This window comes from Rothia sp. 11273D007AR (assembly GCF_053547255.1).
The window spans coordinates 38,515-58,501 of sequence record NZ_JBPPWJ010000001.1 but is presented as its reverse complement, the minus strand read 5'-3'; the positions used below and the strand labels follow the sequence as shown (position 1 = coordinate 58,501).

The 19,987-nt window shown below is 58.7% G+C and carries 16 protein-coding genes; 10 read left to right on the top strand and 6 right to left on the bottom strand.

Annotated elements, in window-relative coordinates; all coding sequences use genetic code 11:
- Positions 1-25 precede the first annotated feature (25 nt).
- Positions 26-3,670 carry a transcription-repair coupling factor gene (gene mfd / locus ACED88_RS00265; protein ID WP_449108397.1) on the bottom strand — a complete coding sequence of 1,215 codons (3,645 nt, stop codon included), beginning with the start codon at positions 3,668-3,670 and terminating at the stop codon, positions 26-28.
- A gap of 341 nt (positions 3,671-4,011) precedes the next feature.
- Here mfd and ACED88_RS00260 point away from each other — a divergent pair, with 341 nt between their 5' ends.
- From ACED88_RS00260 to ACED88_RS00215, 10 genes are all read left to right on the top strand, one after another.
- Positions 4,012-4,770, top strand: coding sequence for a hypothetical protein (locus ACED88_RS00260; RefSeq protein ID WP_449108396.1), 759 nt, complete (start codon positions 4,012-4,014; stop codon positions 4,768-4,770).
- A gap of 6 nt (positions 4,771-4,776) precedes the next feature.
- Positions 4,777-7,920, top strand: a complete 3,144-nt coding sequence (locus ACED88_RS00255) for a fibrinogen-like YCDxxxxGGGW domain-containing protein (protein ID WP_449108395.1) — start codon at positions 4,777-4,779, stop codon at positions 7,918-7,920.
- A gap of 399 nt (positions 7,921-8,319) precedes the next feature.
- Positions 8,320-8,982, top strand: a complete 663-nt coding sequence (locus ACED88_RS00250) for a CDP-alcohol phosphatidyltransferase family protein (RefSeq protein WP_449108394.1) — start codon at positions 8,320-8,322, stop codon at positions 8,980-8,982.
- Positions 8,982-9,893: a glycosyltransferase family 2 protein gene (locus tag ACED88_RS00245; protein ID WP_449108178.1), complete on the top strand. Its 912-nt coding sequence runs from the start codon at positions 8,982-8,984 to the stop codon at positions 9,891-9,893. Before ACED88_RS00250 ends, ACED88_RS00245 begins: the two co-directional genes overlap by 1 nt.
- Positions 9,894-9,897: 4 nt before the next feature.
- On the top strand, positions 9,898-11,184 hold the full coding sequence (locus ACED88_RS00240; RefSeq protein WP_449108177.1) for an O-antigen ligase family protein: 1,287 nt from the start codon (positions 9,898-9,900) through the stop codon (positions 11,182-11,184).
- A complete protein-coding gene (locus tag ACED88_RS00235; RefSeq protein WP_449108176.1) occupies positions 11,184-12,710 on the top strand; it encodes a lipopolysaccharide biosynthesis protein in 1,527 nt (508 codons plus the stop codon). The genes ACED88_RS00240 and ACED88_RS00235 overlap by 1 nt, the downstream gene beginning before the upstream one ends.
- Before the next feature lie 29 nt (positions 12,711-12,739).
- The gene (locus ACED88_RS00230) at positions 12,740-13,945 is read left to right on the top strand and encodes a YveK family protein (protein ID WP_449108393.1); all 1,206 of its coding nucleotides are present in this window, start codon (positions 12,740-12,742) and stop codon (positions 13,943-13,945) included.
- A 6-nt stretch (positions 13,946-13,951) separates the two neighbouring features.
- Positions 13,952-14,401 (top strand): PssD/Cps14F family polysaccharide biosynthesis glycosyltransferase, encoded by a 450-nt coding sequence (gene pssD, locus ACED88_RS00225; protein ID WP_237187093.1) that lies wholly within the window; start codon positions 13,952-13,954, stop codon positions 14,399-14,401.
- Positions 14,402-14,410: 9 nt separating this feature from the next.
- On the top strand, positions 14,411-15,007 hold the full coding sequence (locus ACED88_RS00220; RefSeq protein ID WP_449108392.1) for a glycosyltransferase: 597 nt from the start codon (positions 14,411-14,413) through the stop codon (positions 15,005-15,007).
- 88 nt (positions 15,008-15,095) lie between these two features.
- Positions 15,096-15,602, top strand: coding sequence for a DUF2505 domain-containing protein (locus ACED88_RS00215; protein ID WP_135010995.1), 507 nt, complete (start codon positions 15,096-15,098; stop codon positions 15,600-15,602).
- Positions 15,603-15,708: 106 nt separating this feature from the next.
- On the opposite strand, the gene ACED88_RS00210 is transcribed toward ACED88_RS00215, so the two are convergent.
- From ACED88_RS00210 to pth, 5 genes are all read right to left on the bottom strand, one after another.
- Complete coding sequence (locus ACED88_RS00210; protein WP_449108391.1) at positions 15,709-16,143, bottom strand: adenylyltransferase/cytidyltransferase family protein; 435 nt, start codon at positions 16,141-16,143, stop codon at positions 15,709-15,711.
- Positions 16,144-16,375: 232 nt separating this feature from the next.
- Positions 16,376-16,831, bottom strand: coding sequence for a Fe-S cluster assembly sulfur transfer protein SufU (sufU, locus tag ACED88_RS00205; protein WP_449108390.1), 456 nt, complete (start codon positions 16,829-16,831; stop codon positions 16,376-16,378).
- 45 nt (positions 16,832-16,876) lie between these two features.
- Entirely contained in the window at positions 16,877-18,184 is a 1,308-nt protein-coding gene (locus ACED88_RS00200; RefSeq protein WP_449108389.1) for a SufS family cysteine desulfurase, read from the bottom strand.
- Positions 18,185-18,320: 136 nt separating this feature from the next.
- Positions 18,321-19,373 carry an acyltransferase family protein gene (locus ACED88_RS00195; protein ID WP_449108388.1) on the bottom strand — a complete coding sequence of 351 codons (1,053 nt, stop codon included), beginning with the start codon at positions 19,371-19,373 and terminating at the stop codon, positions 18,321-18,323.
- 11 nt (positions 19,374-19,384) lie between these two features.
- Positions 19,385-19,966 carry an aminoacyl-tRNA hydrolase gene (gene pth / locus ACED88_RS00190; protein WP_449108387.1) on the bottom strand — a complete coding sequence of 194 codons (582 nt, stop codon included), beginning with the start codon at positions 19,964-19,966 and terminating at the stop codon, positions 19,385-19,387.
- Positions 19,967-19,987 lie beyond the last annotated feature (21 nt).

Genomic DNA, 19,987 nt, shown 5'->3' with positions numbered 1-19,987 from the left:
CCGCCCCTTGTTTCTGCCTGCCTCGTTATGAACCGGCGACGCCGGCCTCGAAGATGGCATGGATGAACTGCTCGGTCCACTCCACCATGGCATCATCCACCAGGTCTTTACCCCCAACAGCGGACGTCTTGGGGCGGGGCACCAGAATCTGCCAGTTCTCGGTACCCGGAATCTGACGGTACTGGGCACCCGGGTACATGCGGTCTAGGCGCATCTGGCGGGACTCCGGCAGGTCATTGACCGGGAAAAAGCGCACCTTGGGGCCCATCGCCACGATTTCGCTCAGCCCCACAGCGCGAGCGCGCTGGCGAAGCGCTGCAACCTTGAACAGGTTTTCAACCGGGGCAGGCGGGGTGCCGTATCGGTCGACCAGCTCCTCGCGGGCCTCTGCCAGTTCTTCAGCGGTCTGGGCCTGGGCAATCTGCCGATAGGCAGACAGGCGCAGGCGCTCTGAACTCACGTAGTCGTGCGGCATGTGGGCGTTGACCGGCAGATCGACCTTAATCTCAGCGGGAGCTTCTTCCTTCTCCCCGTGCTGGAAGTTAGCCACGGCCTCCCCCACCAGGCGCAGGTAGAGGTCAAAGCCAACACCGGCGATATGGCCCGACTGTTCACCGCCCAGCAGGTTACCGGCACCGCGAATTTCTAGGTCCTTCATGGCCAAGCGCATACCGGCGCCCAGTTCGTTGTGGGTCGCCACCGCCTTCAGACGCTCATGGGCGACCTCGGTCAGCACCTTCTCAGCCGGGTAAAGGAAGTAGGCGTAGGCGCGCTCGCGGCCGCGCCCCACGCGTCCGCGCAGCTGGTGGAGCTGGGACAGGCCGTAATTCTGGGCTTGGTCCACAATCAGGGTGTTGGCGTTTGAGATATCCAGGCCGGTTTCGACGATGGTGGTCGAGACCAGCACGTCGAACTTACGTTCCCAGAAGTCCACGATGATTTTTTCAAGGCGGGATTCGCTCATGCGCCCGTGGGCCACCGCGATGCGGGCCTCGGGAACGAGTTTTTGAATCTCGTTGGCGGTCTCTTCTATGGTTGAGACCCGGTTGTGCACTACAAAGACCTGCCCCTCTCGCATAAGTTCGCGGCGGATGGCGGCGGTAATTTGCTTGTCGGTGCGGGGGCCGACAAAGGTGAGGACGGGGTGACGTTCCTCGGGCGGGGTGGCAAGGGTGGACGTCTCGCGGATGCCGGTTAGGGACATCTCCAGGGTTCGCGGGATGGGAGTAGCACTCATGGCCAGCACGTCCACGTTGGTGCGCATGGTTTTGAGCTTTTCCTTGTGCTCAACGCCAAAGCGCTGTTCCTCATCGATAATGACCAGGCCCAGGTCCTTCCAGTCCACCGACTCGGAAAGTATGCGGTGGGTACCGACGACCACATCGACCGACCCGTTCTTAATGCCCTCAGCGATTTCAGCTGACTCCTTAGCCTTCTGGAAGCGGGAGAGCACCTTGATGGAGACCGGGAAGCCCGAGAAACGCTCGGTAAAAGTCTCGTAGTGCTGCTGGGCCAGCAGGGTGGTGGGGACGAGGACGGCCACCTGTTTGCCGTCCTGCACAGCTTTGAAGGCAGCACGCACGGCGATTTCGGTCTTGCCGTAGCCCACATCGCCTGAGATGAGGCGGTCCATGGGGATTTCCTTCTCCATGTCGGCCTTGACCTCGTTGATGGCGGAGAGCTGGTCGGGAGTCTCGTTATAGGGGAAGGCCTCTTCGAGTTCCCGTTGCCAGGGGGTGTCGGGCCCGAAGGCATAACCGCGGGAGGCCTGGCGGGCTGAGTAAAGTTTGATCAAGTCAGCTGCGATTTCTTTAACGGCTTTTCGGGCCTTGGACTTGGTTTTAGCCCAGTCGGAGCCACCCATCTTTGAGAGTACCGGGGCATCGCCGCCCACATAGTTTGAGACCTGGTCCAGCTGGTCGGAGGGCACGAAAAGGCGGTCCTTGGGCCCGCCCCGCTTCGAGGGGGCGTATTCCAGAACCAGATATTCCTTCATGGGCTTGGGCTGGCCCGGAGTCACGGTGGCCCCTGCGATAGGGCGCTGGATCAGTTCAACGAACTGGCCGATACCGTGCTGCTCGTGCACCACGTAGTCACCGGCTGACAGGCTCATGGGGTCGACCGCGTTCTTGCGGCGGCGCACGGGCAGCTTGCCGCTACGCAGGTCACGGGTGGCGTAGGGGCTGGTGCGGCCCAGAATATCTGCCTCGGTCAGCAGACCCAGCTTTTCGCCGTCCATCATGAAGCCTCGCCCCATGGAGGCGGTGGTCATCTCGATGAGGCCCGGCTCAGGCAGGTTCGTCAGGCTGTCCACGCGGGACGCCGGTATCTCGGCTTCCTGGAAAAGGTCAAGCAGGCGGGTGAGCGGGCCGGGCCCGTCGGTCACCACGGTAATCCGCCAGCCGTCCTTTACCTTCTTCCCAACTTCGGTCAGCAGCTCGGTCACGTTGCCCGAGTAGGTATGGGGGGCGCGGGCAGCCAACTGGACCGAGTCAATCCCGTCATCGATAGCATCATCGACGCCGAGGGCCGTCATAGCCCACCAGCCCAAGCCTTTCGCGAGGGCGGTTTCTCGCAGGGCGGCAATGGTGCGGAAGCTACCGGCACTCAGACCATCGGGGCCGTTGGCACCCAGGTCGATGGGGGCGTCCGTTGTGTCGGTGACAGAATCCCAGGCCGCCAGCAGGAACTCCTCGTTGGTGGCAACCAGGTCGGTTGCGCGGGAGCGTACCTTTTCCGGCTCGATAATAAGGGGCAGGGACCCCGGGGGCAGGTGGTCGAGCAGGGTCACCATATCGTCAACCAGCAGGGGAATCAGGGACTCCATGCCCTCAACATAAATACCACCGGCAATTTTTTCGAGCATGGCGGCAGCTCCGGGGAAGGAACCTTTGAGTCGGGCAGCCCGGCTCATCACAGCAGGGGTAATCAGGAGTTCGCGGCAGGGAGGGGCTAATAGCTCGGTAGGGTGGTCTTTGCCGGGTAAAGTACGCTGGTCAGCAACCGAGAACCAGCGGATATTTTCAACCTCGTCCCCAAAGAATTCAATGCGGGCAGGGTGGGCAGCGGTCGGTGAGAAAATATCGATAATACCGCCGCGTACGGCAAATTCTCCGCGCTTTGACACCAGGTCAACGCGGGAATAGGCGGCCGATGCGAGAGATTTAATCAGGGCATCAAAGTCTTGTTCTTCGCCGACCCGCAGGGTCACCGGCTGCATTTTTTCGAGACCTGCGACCAGGGGCTGTAGCACCGAGCGGATAGGGGCAACGAGCACCCGGGGAGCGGACGCACCCCCCTCGGCGAGGGCGCGCAAGACCGCTAGGCGCTGGCCCACGGTATCGCTTCGCGGGGAGAGACGCTCATGGGGCAGCGTTTCCCAGGCCGGGAAGAGCTGGGCCTGCCCAGGCTCTAGCACCGATTCTAGGGCGGTGACGGTATCTTCAGCCTCGCGGTCGGTAGCGGTGACAGCTAGCAGGACGGGCGGGGTCGGCTCGGTCTGGGTGGCAAGTTGCTGGGCTATACCGGCAAGCAGAAAGGGCCTGGCCCCGTCAGGAGAGCCAATCAGAAATTCATCGAGGCGGGCTTTGGGGTCTGCACCTGCCTGGGTGATGATTGCGGTATAGCTGGGCTCGTGGGTGAGGGCTTGGGCAAGGCCGCTCAGTGACATCTTCGCTCCCCTGGGGTAAGGCCGGTTGGTGCAGGCTCCATTATCCCACAGGCATCTTCACTACCCTAAGGGCTAAACCGCTAAGACGGTAGAAACCTCTATTCAAGAAAATAACTAATACAAGTGTGATAAACACCAATAGTATTTTCGAGGAAAACCATTCTTGTCCCCATAAGTTACTACCGAGTAACCCCATCTTTTCCGCCTAAGGCTATTAACCCACCCGAGGACCAACCGGTAGTATGAGATGACCGGTAAAGCACTCTGGCAAAACCCCACTCCTTTCGCACGGAGCACCAGCGAGCTTTACCCCACCACGCACCACAACTTTTAGGGACTTAATGAAACAATTAGGGACACCCCTCTCTGCTGCCCTGCGCGCGCCCAGCCTGCGCACCGGCGTCCTTGCCCTGTGCGCCAGTGCAACCCTGGCCCTGGCGGCCTGCGGCTCATCCGACAGCAACGCTAGCAGCTCCGAAAGCGCTTCAAGCTCAGCCTCTGCAGCAGCAACCGCAACAAATAGCGCCGGTGAAACGCTCACCGAAAACTTCGCGGGTTCCGAAGCCCTCGCTGAAGCGAGCGAAGCCGCTGTAGACACCGAAGAAGTTCAAACCACCGAACAGCTCTACACCGCTATCCAAGGGGCGCTCGGCGGAATTGAACCAGCTACCGGGTCCAGCGATGCAAACAGCACCGGGGAAGAAATTTCCAGCGATACCGAAAGCGTTCAAGCCAACGAAAACGCGGTTGATAGCTACGTCTCTGCAGAAACCACAGCGCAGCTTGAAGCAGCAGCCACCGGCACAGCCCTTGACCAGTACCTTGCTACCGCAACCGAGTACGCCCAGTCAGGCTGGCATGTTGAGGGAACCTCAACCGTCGTGGGCACCCCCCGCATCGCCGATGGTGAGTACAACGGCCAGGCAGCCAAAATCATGGAAGTCTGCCTCGATTCCTCGGGAGTCAAAGTTGTAGATGCTGCGGGTAACACCGTCAGTTCCAACCAGTTCCCCCGCTCACTCAACATTTTTACTCTGGTCGAAAACAACGGGGAATGGAAGATTGCTTCCCACGACTTCCCCAACAACGCAGATTGCTAAACACACATGAAAAAACCCTCACTGTTTACTAAGATCGCCGTTGGTGCGGTTGCCCTGGGCGTTGGCGTCTCCGTCATCCCCGGTGCTATTGCAACCAACGAGTATGTAGCCAACGGTCTCACTACCGAAACCGCAGCGGCGTCCTGCTGGGAAATCAAGCAGAACGACCCCGAATCCAAGTCCGGCGCCTACTGGCTCTGGACCGACGAAATGGACGCCCCCGCCCAGTTCTACTGTGACCAGGAAACCAACGGCGGTGGCTGGGTCATGATTGGCCGCGGCCGTGAAGGCTGGAGCGAGGACTACGCCGGTAAGGGCGACCCCCGCGAGCTGGCAACCAACCCCGACGGCACCGATGCCTTCTCCCCTGTCCAGCTTCCCTCCTCCACCGTGGACGCCCTGCTGGGCGACACCAAGGTACAGGACCTTGAGGACGGCGTGCGCTTCTACCGCGCGGGTAATGCCGCCGGCACCGCCTGGCAGAACATGTACGCCAAGCGCACCAAGACTGAAAACTGGTCGTGGACCCTCTCTGCCTACCACCCCTGGGAAAGCATCCGCTACGATAATGACCCTTCGCTGGGCGCTGACCGATCCGTAGCCACCTCAGTCAACCGTATCTCCAACGATAACGACTACTACTACTCCAACAACTTCTACGGCCGAAGCAACCAGTCCTGGAAGATTGGCTTCGCCTTTGGTCGCAACGTCCAGGGCACCGATACCGCCGCCTCCTACCTGTGGGGCCCTCGCGGTACCGGCTACGGTATCCCCTTCACCCAGGTTTTCGTCCGCCCCAAACTTACCCAGGCTGACCTGAACCTGACCGACATCGCAGATAGCGGTACCGCAGCAGCTACCGAACGTGCGCTGCCCGCTAGCTTCTCATCCCGCGTCACTTGGCGTACCAGCGCTAACAGCGGCACCGGTTCCACCAGTGAGCTGAACACCCGCGTCCAGGCCATTAACCAGCTGGGTGATACCGTCTACACCGGCGGCGACTTCGCCTTTGTCGAAAACGCCACCACCGGCGAGAAGGTACAGCAGAAGTTCATCGCTGGCTACAACGTCAATACCGGCGAGCTGGTTCGTTCCTTCGCTCCCCAGCTCAACGGCCAGGTCAAGGCTATTTCACCCCTCCCTAACGGCAAACTGGCAGTTGGTGGCGAGTTCACCCGGGTCAACGGTCAACCCTCTAACGGCTTTGTCATTCTGGACCCCGTCACCGGTGCAACCGACACCTCACTGGGCTGGGACGTTGTCAACCGCAACGCCAGCGGCACCTCCTTCGTCAAAGCTATCGATGTGCAGGGCAACTATGTCTACATCGGCGGTAACTTCACCCACGTTAAGGGTGCCACCTCAGATACCTACGCCTACTCCAAGAACATCGCCCGTTTCCGTCTGAACGACAACTCGGTTGACTGGTCCTGGCGCCCCGTGACCAACGGTACCGTCAACGGTGTTTCGGCAAGCGATGAGGGTGTCGCTATCGCCGGCTACTTCTCAACCCTCAACGACCAGCGTGCATGGAAGCTGGCCTACATCAACACCACCGACGGCAAGGCAGCCCAGAACTGGGAGTGGACCCTGTCTCACCGTGCCACCAACCCCACCCATCGCGATGGCTTCCAGTTCGATGTGCAGGATGCCGGATCAACTATCTGGACTGCGGGTGCTGAACATCTCGTTGCCCAGTACGATAAGTCCAATCTAAGCAACCGTCTGACCACTGCTATCACCAAGAGCGGCGGCGACTTCCAGGACCTATCACTCGATAGCAATAACGTGCTCTACGCCGCCTGCCACTGTGGCGACTGGATTTACTACGGTGCAACCACCCACGACAATCCGTGGAACGCACCCACTTACAGCGGTGTGAACACCATCCGTCTGATTTCTGCATTTGATGCCCAGACCGGCGAGATTCTGCCCCAGTTCAATCCCAGCCTGCAGGGCCAGCGCGGTCACGGTATCTGGGCGTCCTTCACCGACTCCACCGGCACCCTCTGGGTTGGCGGCGATATCACCCGCTCCCTGGGCTACAACGGTGTGCAGCAGACTGTCGGTTTCGCCCGCTACGCGCCCGCTGATTCTACTGCTCCGGCTACCGCGTCCAACCTCTCCGTCACCACCGACGGAACCACCGATACCCTGTCATGGACCGGTGTTTCTGAGCGCGGTGTCACCTACCAGATTCTGCGCGATAACCGCGTGATTGCTTCAACGGCGGACACCAGCTACAAGCTGCCCACCACCGAAGACGCTCGCTACTTCGTCCGCGTCTCCGATGCTGCCGGTAACGTCTCTGCTTCTACCCCGGTCGCTGTAGCGGCTAAGCCTCAGCCCACTCCTGAGCCCACGGTAGAGCCCACCACCGAAGCACCTGCTGAGCCGACTGCTGAACCCACAACCGAAGCTCCGGCTGAGCCTACTGCTGAGCCCACCACCGAAGCTCCAGCTGAGCCCACCGCAGAGCCTACCGCAGAACCCACCACTGAGGCCCCCACTCAGCCCGATAACCCGAATGTGAAGCCCATTGAAGAAATCACTGAGGAGCCGGTTCCCCCGGTAGTTGAGGAAAACCCCGCTCCCGCTGAGCCTGTTGCTCCGGTTGAACCGGTCAAGCCTGCAGATCAGAAGGTTGTTGCCTCGGGCGATAACTGGGATATCGCTTTCGTACTCACCAACGAATACGACAAGACCTGGCGTAACACCAACTACGCCTATAACACCGCCCGTCAGTGGTACGTTGCACCGACCTCCATCGGTTGGGGCGAATTCTCACTGGCAAACCGCGTCCAGTTCGCCTACTACAATCAGCCTATGTCGATGTTCCTACGCAAGGAGATGCAGCTGACTCCCCAGGCCAACCAGGAGCTGGTACTGACCACCTACGCCGATGATGGTCTCGCTATCTACGTCAACGGTCGCGAGGTCAACCGCACCAACCTGATGGCTAACGCAGCTCCCAACACCCCGGCGCGGAAGGCTGTTCCCTACTCACTGGCCAAGGCAACCCCGATTACTGTGGTTGTGCCTGCTAGCCAGCTGAACCAGGGTAAGAATGTGATTGCTGTTGAGGTTCACTCTTACCGTCGCTCCGAGAGCGCTACCTTCGATATGGAAGCTGTTCTGCGCACTAAGTAAGGCATATACCTGCTGGTAAGAGTCTGTGGCCCGTGCTCGATGAGCACGGGCCACGTCTTTTTCTTCAAGACGGCAGAGGCGGACGCCGGTATTCACCCCGACAGGATGAGTCGGCGGATCTAGGGTAAGAACATATTGAAGGTCATAGTTTTGTGGGCTAGTTTTCACCTATGGCTGGCACAGTTGTTCACCTAAAATTAAGTACTCGGGCGTGTTTCTCTCGGGTGAGCTCCTGACATTCGCACGGTGGCAGCTCTGCTTATGGCCCAGTGCCACGCCTATCTCGCACACACTTTCAAGGATTAACTAGGGTTTATGACTAGCACTCGCACTTTGGCCCCCCGTGGGTTTAGGGAAACACTGACGCAACTGAATTCTGCCCAGAAGTCCGGGGTCGGGGTGCCCGCCTATACTCGCTGGGTCAACCGCCGTGTTGCCCGTATCTTTGCTGCGGCTGCGGTCAAGATTGGTCTTGGCCCCAACGGGGTCACAGCTCTCAGCGCCACCGTTTCTGTGTTGGGTATGCTCTTGATGATTTTCTTCCCGCCTTCTCTCTTACTGGGTGTGGGGGTAGCTCTGCTGTTCGCGCTGGGCTACGCTCTGGATTCGGCGGACGGTCAGGTTGCTCGCGTTACGGGGGCGTCCTCCCCTGCTGGCGAGTGGCTCGACCACGTGGTTGACGCTATGCGTACTCCCGCGATGCATCTGACAATTCTGGTGGGCTTCATCAAGTACCCGCAGGCCTTCCCCGTAACCGGCTGGCAGCTATGGTGGCTTCCTCTTGCCTTTACGGTACTGGTCACGGGGCATTTCATGAGCCAGATTTTGGCTGAACAGCTACGCAATAATCGGGGTACTGCTGCCCCTGCAACCGGGGGCACCCTCCGTTCTTTCGTCAACCTGCACATGGATGCCGGTACCTTCTGCTGGATTTTTATCTTCTGGGGCACAGGTCTTGGCTTCGTGCTGGTCTATGGCCTGCTCTTTGCTGCCAATGCTGCCACCGTGTTGCTTTCCATGCGCCGTAAATTTGTTACCCTCGCTCAGCCGGTAGGTGCCTAATGCAGAGTGTTTCCGTCATTATCGCCACGAACGGCAAGCGTCCTGAGCTTCTGCGTACCGCGGTTACCGCTCTTTTCGAACAGACTTATACCGGCCCGGTTGAGGTGCTGGTGGTCTTTGACCACGTTGAGATTGACCCGCTGGCAGATCTTCAGATTCCTGAGAACCGCTCCTTGCGCACTATCCCTAATACCCGCCCCCAGGGTCTAGCCGGTGGCCGTAACACCGGTATTGAAGCTGCTGCCGGAGACATTCTTGGCTTCTGCGACGACGATGATTACTGGCTTCCGACCAAGCTCGCTGACCAGCTAGAGCTCTGGCAGCGTGCCCCGCAGGCAATTGCAATTTCTTCGGGTATCCGGGTGCGCTCTGGCGGTAAAGATATTGACCGTTTAGCTCCCGCCCGCGCCACCTTTGCTGATTTTCTCCGGTCCCGCATCACCGAAATCCACCCCTCGGCGATGCTCTACCGCCGCTCAGATTTGTTAGGACGCGTGGGGCTCGTTGACGAGGACCTCCCGGCTGCCTACGGTGAGGACTACGACCTTCTTCTGCGCGCCACCAAGTTCGGTGATATCTACTCGGTCGAAAAGCCGCTGGTACTGATTCTGTGGGATCGCCCGTCCTTCTTTGCTGGCAAGTGGGAGAACATGGCCGCGGGTCTCACCTACCTGCTGCGTAAGTTCCCCGAGTTTGAATGCGACCCCAAGGGTCTTGCCCGCATATCGGGGCAGATTGCTTTTATTCACGCTGCGCTGGGGAATAAAAAGCTGGCTCTTGCCTATGTACGAGCTACGCTGCGCCGTGATCCCGCGCAGCTACGAGCCTGGGCTGCGTTGCCTGTTGCCCTGGGTCTGGTGAGCCCCTCTGCACTTTTGGCGGCTGTGAATAAGACCGGTCGAGGCCTCTAGCCCCATGACCGTGCTTACCCCGACTCACAGGCACAACAGGTTTTTATCTGCTGTTGCTCCTACCGCAGGAGCTCCCCTGCCTGCCTGGCCCATTCTGGTTCTGCTCTACGGCTTCCCACTCGTGTGGGCCATGGGCATGATGCAGTTTGCGCCTACCCTTCTTGCAGCATCGATGATTGTGCTCATGGTCATGCGCCGCCATGTGCTGGTGCACTCCACCATGTGGATCTGGTTCGCTCTGATGTTCTGGGGCCTTATCTGTGTGGTTTCGGTTGATACCGCTTCAGAGTTCCTGGGCTGGTTCCAGCGCTACATGAATATCTTTAACGTGGGTATCTACACGCTCTACTTCTTCAATGCCCGCGAGCGCATTCCCAACCACATCATGCTGGGTGGGCTGCTGACGATTTGGTTCACGGTGGTGATTTTGGGGTACCTGGCCTTGGCCTTCCCCGATTTCCGTCTGCCGACCCCGATGAGTTTCGTCCTGCCGGGGGCCCTGCTCAATAACGAGCTGGTGAAGGACTATGTGCTTCCGCCGATGGCTGAGGTGCAGTGGCCCTGGGGCGCTGAGGTGGCTTATATCCGCCCGTCCGCGCCCTTCCCCTACGCTAACTCCTGGGGCCTGGCCTACGCGCTGCTGACCCCTGTGGTGTTTGCGGTGATGACCGGTGTGCACTCGAAGAAGATTCAGCTGGGGCTGGGTTTTGCGGTGGCTCTGTCGCTGGTGCCTGCTGTGGCTACTTCTAACCGGGGTATGTTTATTGGTCTGGGGTCAGCTTTTGCCTATGTGCTCTTCCGGCTCCTACTCAAGGGTGACTGGCGGGCGCTCGGTATCGGTGCGGTGCTGGGCGTTGGCGTGGTGACCTACCTGCTAGTTTCTGGTGCTGTCGAGGATATTTTGGGCCGTCAGGAGTATTCTGACTCTACCGGTGGCCGCGCTTCGCTCTACGAGCTGACCTTTGAGTACACCCTGCGCTCTCCGCTGGTGGGTTACGGCACCTCGAAGATGGCCGACAGTGTGGGTGTGTCGATGGGTACCCAGGGTCAGGTCTGGGCGCTGATGTTCTGCTTTGGGTTTGTAGGGTTGGGGCTTTTCCTGCTCTATGTGGTCTCGGTTTTGATCAACACCTGGAATATCGCCTCGATTACCGGTATGTGGGTGCACTCGGTGATTGTCGCTGCTCTGGCTGTGGTTTTCTTCTACTCTTTTGACGTTATCCAGCTGACCGTGCTGATGCTATCGGTTGCCCTGATGATGCGCTCCCGTATGTACGGGGAGGGGCTCTGATGGCTAGGTCACTTGCGCGTAGCGGTGCTTTTTCATCGCTCTATGTGATGTACGGTTCTGCCGCGGCTTTTGTAGCTACCCTGATTGTTTCTAATGGGGTGGGGCAGGCCGGGGCTGGCGCCTTCTTCCAGGTCATGGCTTTCTTTGCGATTGCTACCTCTCTCTGCGTTTTTGGGGCCGACACCGGCTTGGTGCGTACCATGAGCGCTCAGCGCGCCGTGGGCCGTTACTCTAGCCTGCCCCAGCTCATGCGTTTTGCTGTCGGCCCGGCAACCGTCATTGCCCTGGTGCTAGCTCTAGGGGCCCTGCTCTGTGCGCTGCCAGCTGTGACCCCGAATCTGGGGGCGGACGTCCGCGCCGCGGTTCTCGTCTCTGCCCCCTTTGTGGTGGTAGCGGCTTGGATGACCCTGTGCTTTGGTGCCCTGCGCGGGCTGGGGCATACGGTTGAGTTCACTTTCTTGCAGTCAGCCCTGCTACCGACCCTGCGTATCGGGGCTGTGCTCCTGGCTGTAGCTTTCTCGGGCGCTATCGCTTACCTGGCCCTTGCCTGGGCTCTGCCCTTGCTGGTGGTTTTTGCGGTGGCAGCACTGTGGGTACGGAAATATATGCCCCAGCAGGAGGACATTCCCACTTACCAGGCCAAGCACCTGGCGGTTGAGCAGGTGCCCCCTACCGCTGTAGCCGCGCCTGAGTCTGCCCGCTCTTTCTGGGCTTTTAGCTCAGCTCGCGGCGTCTCAGCCATGGTCGAAGCTCTCCTCGAATGGATTGACGTGTTGTTGATCGGTCTCTTCCTGGGGCCTGCTGCCAGCGGCGTCTACGGGGCTGTCAACCGCTGTGTGCGGGTGGGGGCCATGGTGGAGCACACCGCCCGTGTGGTGACCGGCCCCGATATCTCTGCCGCTATCGCTACCGGTGACCAGGCTCGGGCCCGCCAGATTTTTGTCTCAGCTACCCGTATTCTCATTGCTGTTGGCTGGCCTTTCTTCATCACCCTCGCTGCCTTCGGCCCGGTGCTTTTGGGGTTCTTCGGCGATGGTTTTAGCGCTGGTGCCCCACTTTTCTACATCATCGGGGCTGCCATGCTGGTGCAGATGGCAGCAGGCGGGGTGCAGTCGGTTCTGCTCATGAGCGGACGCGCCCGCTGGCAGCTCTACAACAAGCTGTCGGCTCTCGCGGTGGCGCTTGTACTGAACCTAACGCTTATACCGCTCTGGGGTCTTACCGGTGCAGCAACTGCTTGGGCGGCAGCCGTCCTGACCGACTGCGGTCTAGCTACTGCCCAGGTCTACGGCAAGCTGGGCATCCGCCCGCGCCTCGGTGAGGTGCTACCGGTGATGCTCCTGGCAGCTCTGGCACCTGGGCTGGGGGCAGCTGCCACGGTGTTCATCTGGGGGCAGAGCCTGCTAGCCTTAGCTGCCTATGCCTTGCTTCTTATCCCCCTCTACTTAGCTCTCATCTACCGCTTCCGCCGAGCAATCGGCCTTGAATCTCTCGTCACATCAATCACTCGCAAACTTCGCCGCTAGGCCCATACACTCCTAGGGAAGGAACACACATGGAACGCTCATCACGAGCCAGAGCCAACGACCAGCAGGCTACCCCCATTTCGCTGGGGGCCGCCGTCCGCCGCATTCTACGCCACAAAATTGTTGTGCTCATCAGCGCCCTCATCTTCGCGGTCTTGGGCGCAGTAGCAGGTCTAGCGCTGCCTAACTCCTACGAGTCCAAGGCCGTCATCAACGTCACCCAGCCCAGTGCAGGCGCAACCGGGTTACGTTCAGCCCTCAACTCCATCGATATGGATACCGAGGAAGCTATTGCTTCGTCCCGTGTGGTTCTTCAGGCGGCAGCAGATGAGCTGGGTATGGACGTAGCCGATCTCAAAGATCAGGTTACCGCTGCCGGTCATTCGAATAGCACCATTCTCGATATCATCGTCAACACCGATGATGCACAGAAATCCGCAGATATCGCGAACACCGTTGCTCGAGCCTACCTCGCCCACCGCTCAGACACCCTGCGTGCTAGCCGCGAAGAGACTCGGGATAACATCGACGCTGTCTCCGGTGGTATGGATAAAGGTCTTGTTGACCAGGCAATTCTGACCCTGGAAGCAACCTCCACCGACAGCGGTACCATCATTTCAGAGGCCCAGGTGCCCGACGCCCCCTCAAACTTTAGCCTGGCTCAGACCATCTTCATCGGTGGCGCCATGGGTCTGCTCATCGGCATCTTCGCAGCCTACGTTGTAGACCGCACGAACCGCACCCTGGGCTACTCAGAACGTCTCTCAGAAATCTCAAGCGCCCCCGTCTCCATCATTGCCCGCGGTGCCGAAAACGAATCAGCTTCCCAGCTGCTGCGTCGAATCGGTGTGGCCGACGGACGCCTCAAGAACGCCGACCTGCGCGGTATTACCGTATTCTCCCCCACCCCGCGCGCAGCGGCGTCACTGACCTCCCTGCTCACCGGCGTCCTTACCGATAGCAACTACACCATTGCTGACGCCGCCACCTTCAACGCCCTGGGCCTTGAGAACCTCAAAGATTACATCAAGCAGAACTCGCCGGTAATTATCGATGCTCCCGCTTCTGCCTCTACGTCTAAGGTCCTGCTGGCTGCTGACCATACCCGCGTGCTGCTTCTGCCCTTCACCTCTAAGAGCACCGTCAAGAGCGCCCAGCGACTCTTCGACGAGCTCACCCCGGGCAGTTCCACCCAGGTCATTCCCGTCTACTTTGACACTCCCACCCAGAAATAAACAGCCATGAAAGTACTCCTCACTGCAAGCGCTGGCGGCCACCTGGCCCAGCTCATTGCCCTCGATAAATTCTGGAAAGAACACGACCGTGCCTGGGCTACCTTCGAGCTGCCCGAAGTCAAAGCAGCTCTAGAGGGCGAGCGCACCTACTGGGTGCACTTCCCTACCACCCGCAATATTCCTAACGCTATTCGCAATATCGGGGTAGCCTGGCGGGTCCTGCGCAAGGAACGTCCCGATGCGGTGGTCTCCACCGGAGCCGCGGTCGCTGTGCCCTTCTTTATTATTGCTAAGCTGCTGGGCATCAAGACCGTTTTCATCGAGGCCTACGACCGTATCACCATGCCCACCCTCACCGGCCGCATGTGCTACCCCATGAGCGACCTCTTTGTGGTGCAGTGGGATGAGCAGAAGAAAACCTTCCCCGAAGCCGTCAATATCGGCCATATTCTCTAGGAGGCTGCCGTGACAGAAAACCCGCACCCCGACGCCGCCCAGGCTAAGGCTTACGATCTGGTGGTGTCTCTGGGCACCGACCATCACCACTTTGACCGGCTGGTTCAGTGGGTTGATTCCTACCTGGCAGATCATCCGGAGGTCACGGCACTGGTGCAGCACGGTTTCACCGCGCCTCCCCAGCATGCGGACGCCGTCGAACGTATGCCCCGCGCCGACCTGCTTGATCTTTACCGGGCTGCCAAGGTAGTGCTGGTTCAGGGTGGCCCGGGGTCGATTCTCGATGCCCGTGAGGTCGGGGCTATTCCCCTGGCCGTGCCCCGGGTAGCAGAACGTGATGAGGTCGTTGATAACCACCAGGTCGAGTTCTCCCGGGTCATGGAAACCCACGGTGAAGCTATCGTTGTTACCAGCCCCGAAGATCTGAGGAACAAGCTTGATGCGGCCTTTGCCGACCCCGGTTCGCTCCGGGGAACCTACCGCGTGCCCGGTAGCGACCAGGCGGCAGATAATCTTTCAGCGGAGCTAGAAGCACTGGGCACAGCCTATAACAGCGGTTTTATCCGCCGCACAGCCCAGATTCTTGCGGGATTCCGCTCTCAGTAAGCAAAGCTGCCCCTAGCTTCCAAGCCCTGAAGCTAACCCCGTAGAATAGGGCTCGACCGCTTTATCACCGCCCTGAAAGAGAGAGCCCATGGCTGTTCAGAGTTCAACCACTATCAACGCTTCTATCGACAACGTCATCCGTGCCTTTGCCGATGAGAACTTTGCTCGCTTCGCTAGCGAAAAGGTCCGTATTTCCTTCGAGTCCTTCTCAGTTGATGGCGACCCCGCCGGCGCCTTCACCGCCACCACCGTGCGCGCTATCCCCGCAGACCGCATCCCCGATATGGCAAAGAAGCTCCCCGGTGTATCCAACGGTGTGACCGTTTCTCAGGTTGACCGCGTCTCAGCTCCCGCAGCAGACGGCTCCCGCACCGTAGTTTCTGAGGTCACTGTCAAGGGTATCCCCGTTACCGGTAACGCAACCCAGACCCTGACCCCCGCAGGTGAGACCACCGAAGTTAAGGTTGACGGTGAGGTCAAGTGCTCCATTCCCCTGGTAGGCAAGAAGATTGCTGCTGCCGCTGAGCCCCAGATTGGCCGCGTTTTCTCAGCCCTGGGCACCAGCGCTGAAGAGTACATCAAGGCTAACTACTAAGAGCTTTTAGATACCGAGGACGCCCCGCTCTCCACTCCCCTCTGAGGGGGAAGGAGGGCGGGGCGTCCTTCATTATGTCTGGGCTTTGCTCTAGGGCAGGAAGCAGTTACGCAGCAGCGGCGACAGGGGTGTTGAGCGCTTCAAGTGCTGCCCGCAGCTTGGTGCTGGAGGTATGGGCGGTGTAGGGGAAGTAGACTACCTGCACGCCGACCTCAGCGAAGCGGTTTTCCAGGTCGATGCCGCGCTGGGTGCCCTTCCAGTCGTCGCCCTTGAAGAAGGTATTGAAGCGCACCTGCTCCCAGGTTTCGAGCTTGTCGACCACGGTTTCGGCGCGCACTTCGTCTACGAAATCGATGTGGGAGACGATTTCCATGCGTTCGGCTAGGGGCACGATGGGCTTACGGCCCTTGGTGAGTTCTAGCATTTCGTCGGAGACCACTCCGGCGATGAGGTAGTCGCAGCTTTTCTTAGCTTGGCGCAGGATATTGAGGTGGCCTACGTGAAAGAGGTCGAAGGCGCCGGCAGCATAGCCGATATTCATGGGTCCCCCAGGTGTGCGTATGAGCGCGGTGCGAGCACGCGGTAGTACGAGTGTGTTTCTCCCTTAACCCTACGTTAAGGTGCGGGGCAGGGTAAGGACGCTGCCGGGGGCACTTTGGGGGACAGCCCAGGTCAGAGCGTGGTTAGGGTAACAAGAAACCCACCCTGTAGCGCCCTTGCGGGGCGGACGCTTGGGGTGGGTTCTGTGCGCTGAGCTGGGATTTTATGCCGGGTTAGACGGCTGCTTCTTTGGTGGCTTCTTCGGCCGCTACCCAGGAGAGCATGGCGCATTTCACGCGGGCTACGAACTTGGAGACGCCTGCGAAGGCGGCGGCATCGCCGAGGACTTCTTCATCGGGCTCGATTTGGCCGCGGGAGCGGAGCATTTCGCGGAAGTCGTCGACGAGCTGCTGAAATTCTTGGGTGCTCATGCCGGGGGCCATTTCTGAGAGTACGGAGGCTGCGGCCATGGAGATAGAGCAACCGTCGCCTACCCAGGAGATGGAGTCGATGGTGTTCCCGTCGTCATTGAGGATGACGCGCAGGTTGATTTCGTCGCCGCAGGTGGGGTTGTACTGGTGGTTGGTTGCGGCGCGGGTTCCGTCGGCGGGGTCGATGAGACCTTCGCCGGAGCGCTGTTTGGAGTGTTCCAGAATGATTTGCTGGTAGAGCTGTTCAAGGCCGCTCATAGTCGGTGTCCTTCTTTCACGGTGGGGGGCTAGTTGCGCTTATCTTTAGTCGGTGTAGCCGAAGTAGCGGCGCACCTTAGCGAGTTCTTCGATGAAGCGTTCTACGTCATCGGTGGTGTTGTAGATGTAGGCGCTGGCGCGGGTTGAGGCGGTGAGCCCAAGTGCCCGGTGCAGAGGCTGGGCGCAGTGGTGGCCTACGCGCACGGCGATACCCTTTTCGTCGAGGAGCTGGCCGACGTCGTGGGGGTGCACGCCTTCGACATGTACCGAGGTGAGTCCGGCTCGGGGCTGGCCTGCTGCCGGGCCGATGAGGCGGACGCCGGGGATTGAGCTCACGCCGTCGGCAAGGAGCTGGCCGAGCTTGGACTCCCAGGCATGCACCTGCTCCATGCCAAGGTGCTGGAGGTAGCGTACGGCTTCGGCCCAGGCTACGGCCTGGGAGACGCGCTGGGTTCCTGCCTCGAATTTGATGGGGGCTGGCATCCATTCGGCTTCGGTCATGGTGACCTTGGTGATCATGGAGCCGCCGGTGAGGAAGGGGGGCATTGCTTCAAGCAGCTCGTTGCGGCCGTAGAGGGCTCCGATACCGGTGGGAGCGAGCATCTTGTGGGCAGAGAAAGCTGCGAAGTCCACGCCGAGTTTTTTAACGTCAACGGGCATGTGGGGTACCGACTGGCAGGCGTCCAGTACGGTGATGGCCCCGACCTTCTTGGCGAGTGAGACCATGAAGTCGACGTCGGTGATAGAGCCTGCCACGTTTGAGACGTGGGTAAAGGCGAGGACGCGGGTGCGGTCGGTGACGATGGACTCGGCAGCTTCGTAGTCGATGAGGCCCTCATCGGTGACGGGGATGTAGCGCAGGGTGGCGCCGGTGCGGGCTGCCAGGATCTGCCAGGGAATGACGTTGGCGTGGTGTTCCTGCTCGGTGGTGACAATTTCGTCGCTCTCTCCCAGCGCAAAGCGGGCGGCGGCGTCCCCACCGATTCCAGCGGACGCGTTGCCGAAGGAGTAGGTAAGCAGGTTGAGGGATTCGGTGGCGTTGGAGGTCCAGACCAGCTCGTTTTCGGCGGCGCCGATGAAGGAGGCGACGGTGCGGCGGGCGTCCTCGAAGGCGTCGGTGGCGTCAACGGCGAGGGTGTGGGCGCCGCGGTGGACAGCTGAGTTCGCACCGAGGTAGTAATTACGTTCGGCGTCGAGGACCTGTAGGGGGTTTTGGCTGGTGGCTCCGGTGTCGAGGTAGGCCAGGGGGTGGCCGTTGACCTCACGGCTGAGGATGGGGTAGTCCTTGCGCAGGTCGGTGACGAGTTCGTTGGTGAGCTCTGCTCCGGCGGGAGTGCGGTAGCTGCTGGCCACTGTCTTTGCCTTTCCGTTGGGTACGCCTGGTATAACGGCATGTTTTTCTAGCCTATTCCCTGCCGGGCGGAATTGGTAGTTAGGTCTGACTACCAATAGCAAGCACAGCTACCACTATCCTCTGCAAAGATACAAATTACCGATTAGTTGGCACCAGTCTTTTTAGGCCCATACAGGGCTTTTCGACAAAGTTCCACGATAGATAAGCAAGCCCCATCGTAACAACCAATGTGAGAAAAGTATTAAGCGCGATACCTAGGCTAGCTGTTCCTGATGCGACCAAAAGTTGCTGAACAGGGAAGGCATAGATATATACACCATAGGACAGGTCATTTTTATACCCCCAGTAAATCTTAAGAATTGCGGCTAGCCCCAGCACACCATAGGCAAAAATTAAGTGCAGGGTGTTCATAAGATATACATTATCAAAATAATGAAGAATAATTGTCAAAACTACTGCAACAACTACTAAAGGTTTTCTAACTTTAATATAATCACCCCAAACATAAAGCAGTGAACCAGCAAGAAACATTGGCACCAGACGGGCAAAACTCCAATACATAGTGGTGGTTGCGTCCGCAGCATCTAATACAGGGTACATTAAAAGACTTCCTACAAAAGCAACAGTGATAGTGACTCTCTGAAAATTTCTAACATAGGGTAAATAAGCCAGCGGGATGAGACAGAGATATGCTACAAATTCATACCAGAGGGTCCAAGTAGAACCATTCCATGCCTGGTAAGGGAGACCGATTTGAGTTCCCTCAATAGCAAATTGAAGATTATAGAGATTAAAATTCTCCCAAAAGTAACCTAAACTCTTTTCTGTATCCCAAGCGAATTGAGATGTTCCCAGCAGATAAGAGATGGGAACAGCCACAACAATAACAAAGAAAAGAGATACCCAATAACCAGGGAATATTCTTAAAAACCTTCTCCATAGATAAGATAAAGGTCCAGATCGCTGTGCGCTGGCCAAGATAAGGAAGCCAGATATACAAAAGAATAAATTAACAGCCATTGCAGAAATAAATTCCACCCGAGAATTCCCACCGCTTGTCAACGGATAAGCATGACCCCAGATAACCAATGCCGCTAATAAAAACCGGATAAAATTAAGAGAATTTTTTGACTGAAGGATTGCCGCTCTGAGTGTGAGAGGTGTAGAGGGTGAAGAGATTTTATGCATCGCGTTCCTTTCTATTGTGTGTGATATCGCTGCTGAGTAGCCAGCAGACCCTCTTTAATCAGCATTTCTGTGGCGTCAGCTGCATTAGAGATGAGGAAGGGTAAATCTTTCTTCTCCGCGGTTGTAAAAGGCTTCAGCACAAAATCTGCAGTCTGCATCTGCCCCGGAGGGCGACCGATACCTGTACGCACCCGGTAGTAGTTCTTAGTCCCCAGAGCCTTGCTAATATCGCGCAAACCGTTATGGCCACCCTCTCCCCCACCGATTTTCAGCTTGATGGAATCAAAGGGAATATCAAGCTCATCGTGCACCACAATGATCTTTTCAGGGTCAATACCGTAGAACCGGGCCAGTGCAGATACCGGACCGCCCGATACGTTCATGTAGGTCAGGGGCTTAGCCAGCACAACTTTTGCACCCCCCACACCGAGGCGTCCTTCAAGCACCTGGGCTCGTGCCTTACTGTGCTTCTTGAAATTACCACCCACAGTGTTTGCGAGCTTATCGAGCACCATCTGCCCGATGTTGTGACGGGTTGCTGCATACTCGGGGCCGGGGTTACCCAGACCTACGATTAGCCATGCATCTGACATATTTTCGCCTTTCCTAGGGCG

Coding starts and splice junctions, on each gene's coding strand:
- mfd (WP_449108397.1), bottom strand. CDS start 3,670: ATGTCACTGAGCGGCCTTGCCCAAGCCCTCACCCACGAGCCCAGCTAT.
- ACED88_RS00260 (WP_449108396.1), top strand. CDS start 4,012: ATGAAACAATTAGGGACACCCCTCTCTGCTGCCCTGCGCGCGCCCAGC.
- ACED88_RS00255 (WP_449108395.1), top strand. CDS start 4,777: ATGAAAAAACCCTCACTGTTTACTAAGATCGCCGTTGGTGCGGTTGCC.
- ACED88_RS00245 (WP_449108178.1), top strand. CDS start 8,982: ATGCAGAGTGTTTCCGTCATTATCGCCACGAACGGCAAGCGTCCTGAG.
- ACED88_RS00240 (WP_449108177.1), top strand. CDS start 9,898: ATGACCGTGCTTACCCCGACTCACAGGCACAACAGGTTTTTATCTGCT.
- ACED88_RS00235 (WP_449108176.1), top strand. CDS start 11,184: ATGGCTAGGTCACTTGCGCGTAGCGGTGCTTTTTCATCGCTCTATGTG.
- ACED88_RS00230 (WP_449108393.1), top strand. CDS start 12,740: ATGGAACGCTCATCACGAGCCAGAGCCAACGACCAGCAGGCTACCCCC.
- pssD (WP_237187093.1), top strand. CDS start 13,952: ATGAAAGTACTCCTCACTGCAAGCGCTGGCGGCCACCTGGCCCAGCTC.
- ACED88_RS00215 (WP_135010995.1), top strand. CDS start 15,096: ATGGCTGTTCAGAGTTCAACCACTATCAACGCTTCTATCGACAACGTC.
- ACED88_RS00210 (WP_449108391.1), bottom strand. CDS start 16,143: ATGAATATCGGCTATGCTGCCGGCGCCTTCGACCTCTTTCACGTAGGC.
- sufU (WP_449108390.1), bottom strand. CDS start 16,831: ATGAGCGGCCTTGAACAGCTCTACCAGCAAATCATTCTGGAACACTCC.
- ACED88_RS00195 (WP_449108388.1), bottom strand. CDS start 19,373: ATGCATAAAATCTCTTCACCCTCTACACCTCTCACACTCAGAGCGGCA.
- pth (WP_449108387.1), bottom strand. CDS start 19,966: ATGTCAGATGCATGGCTAATCGTAGGTCTGGGTAACCCCGGCCCCGAG.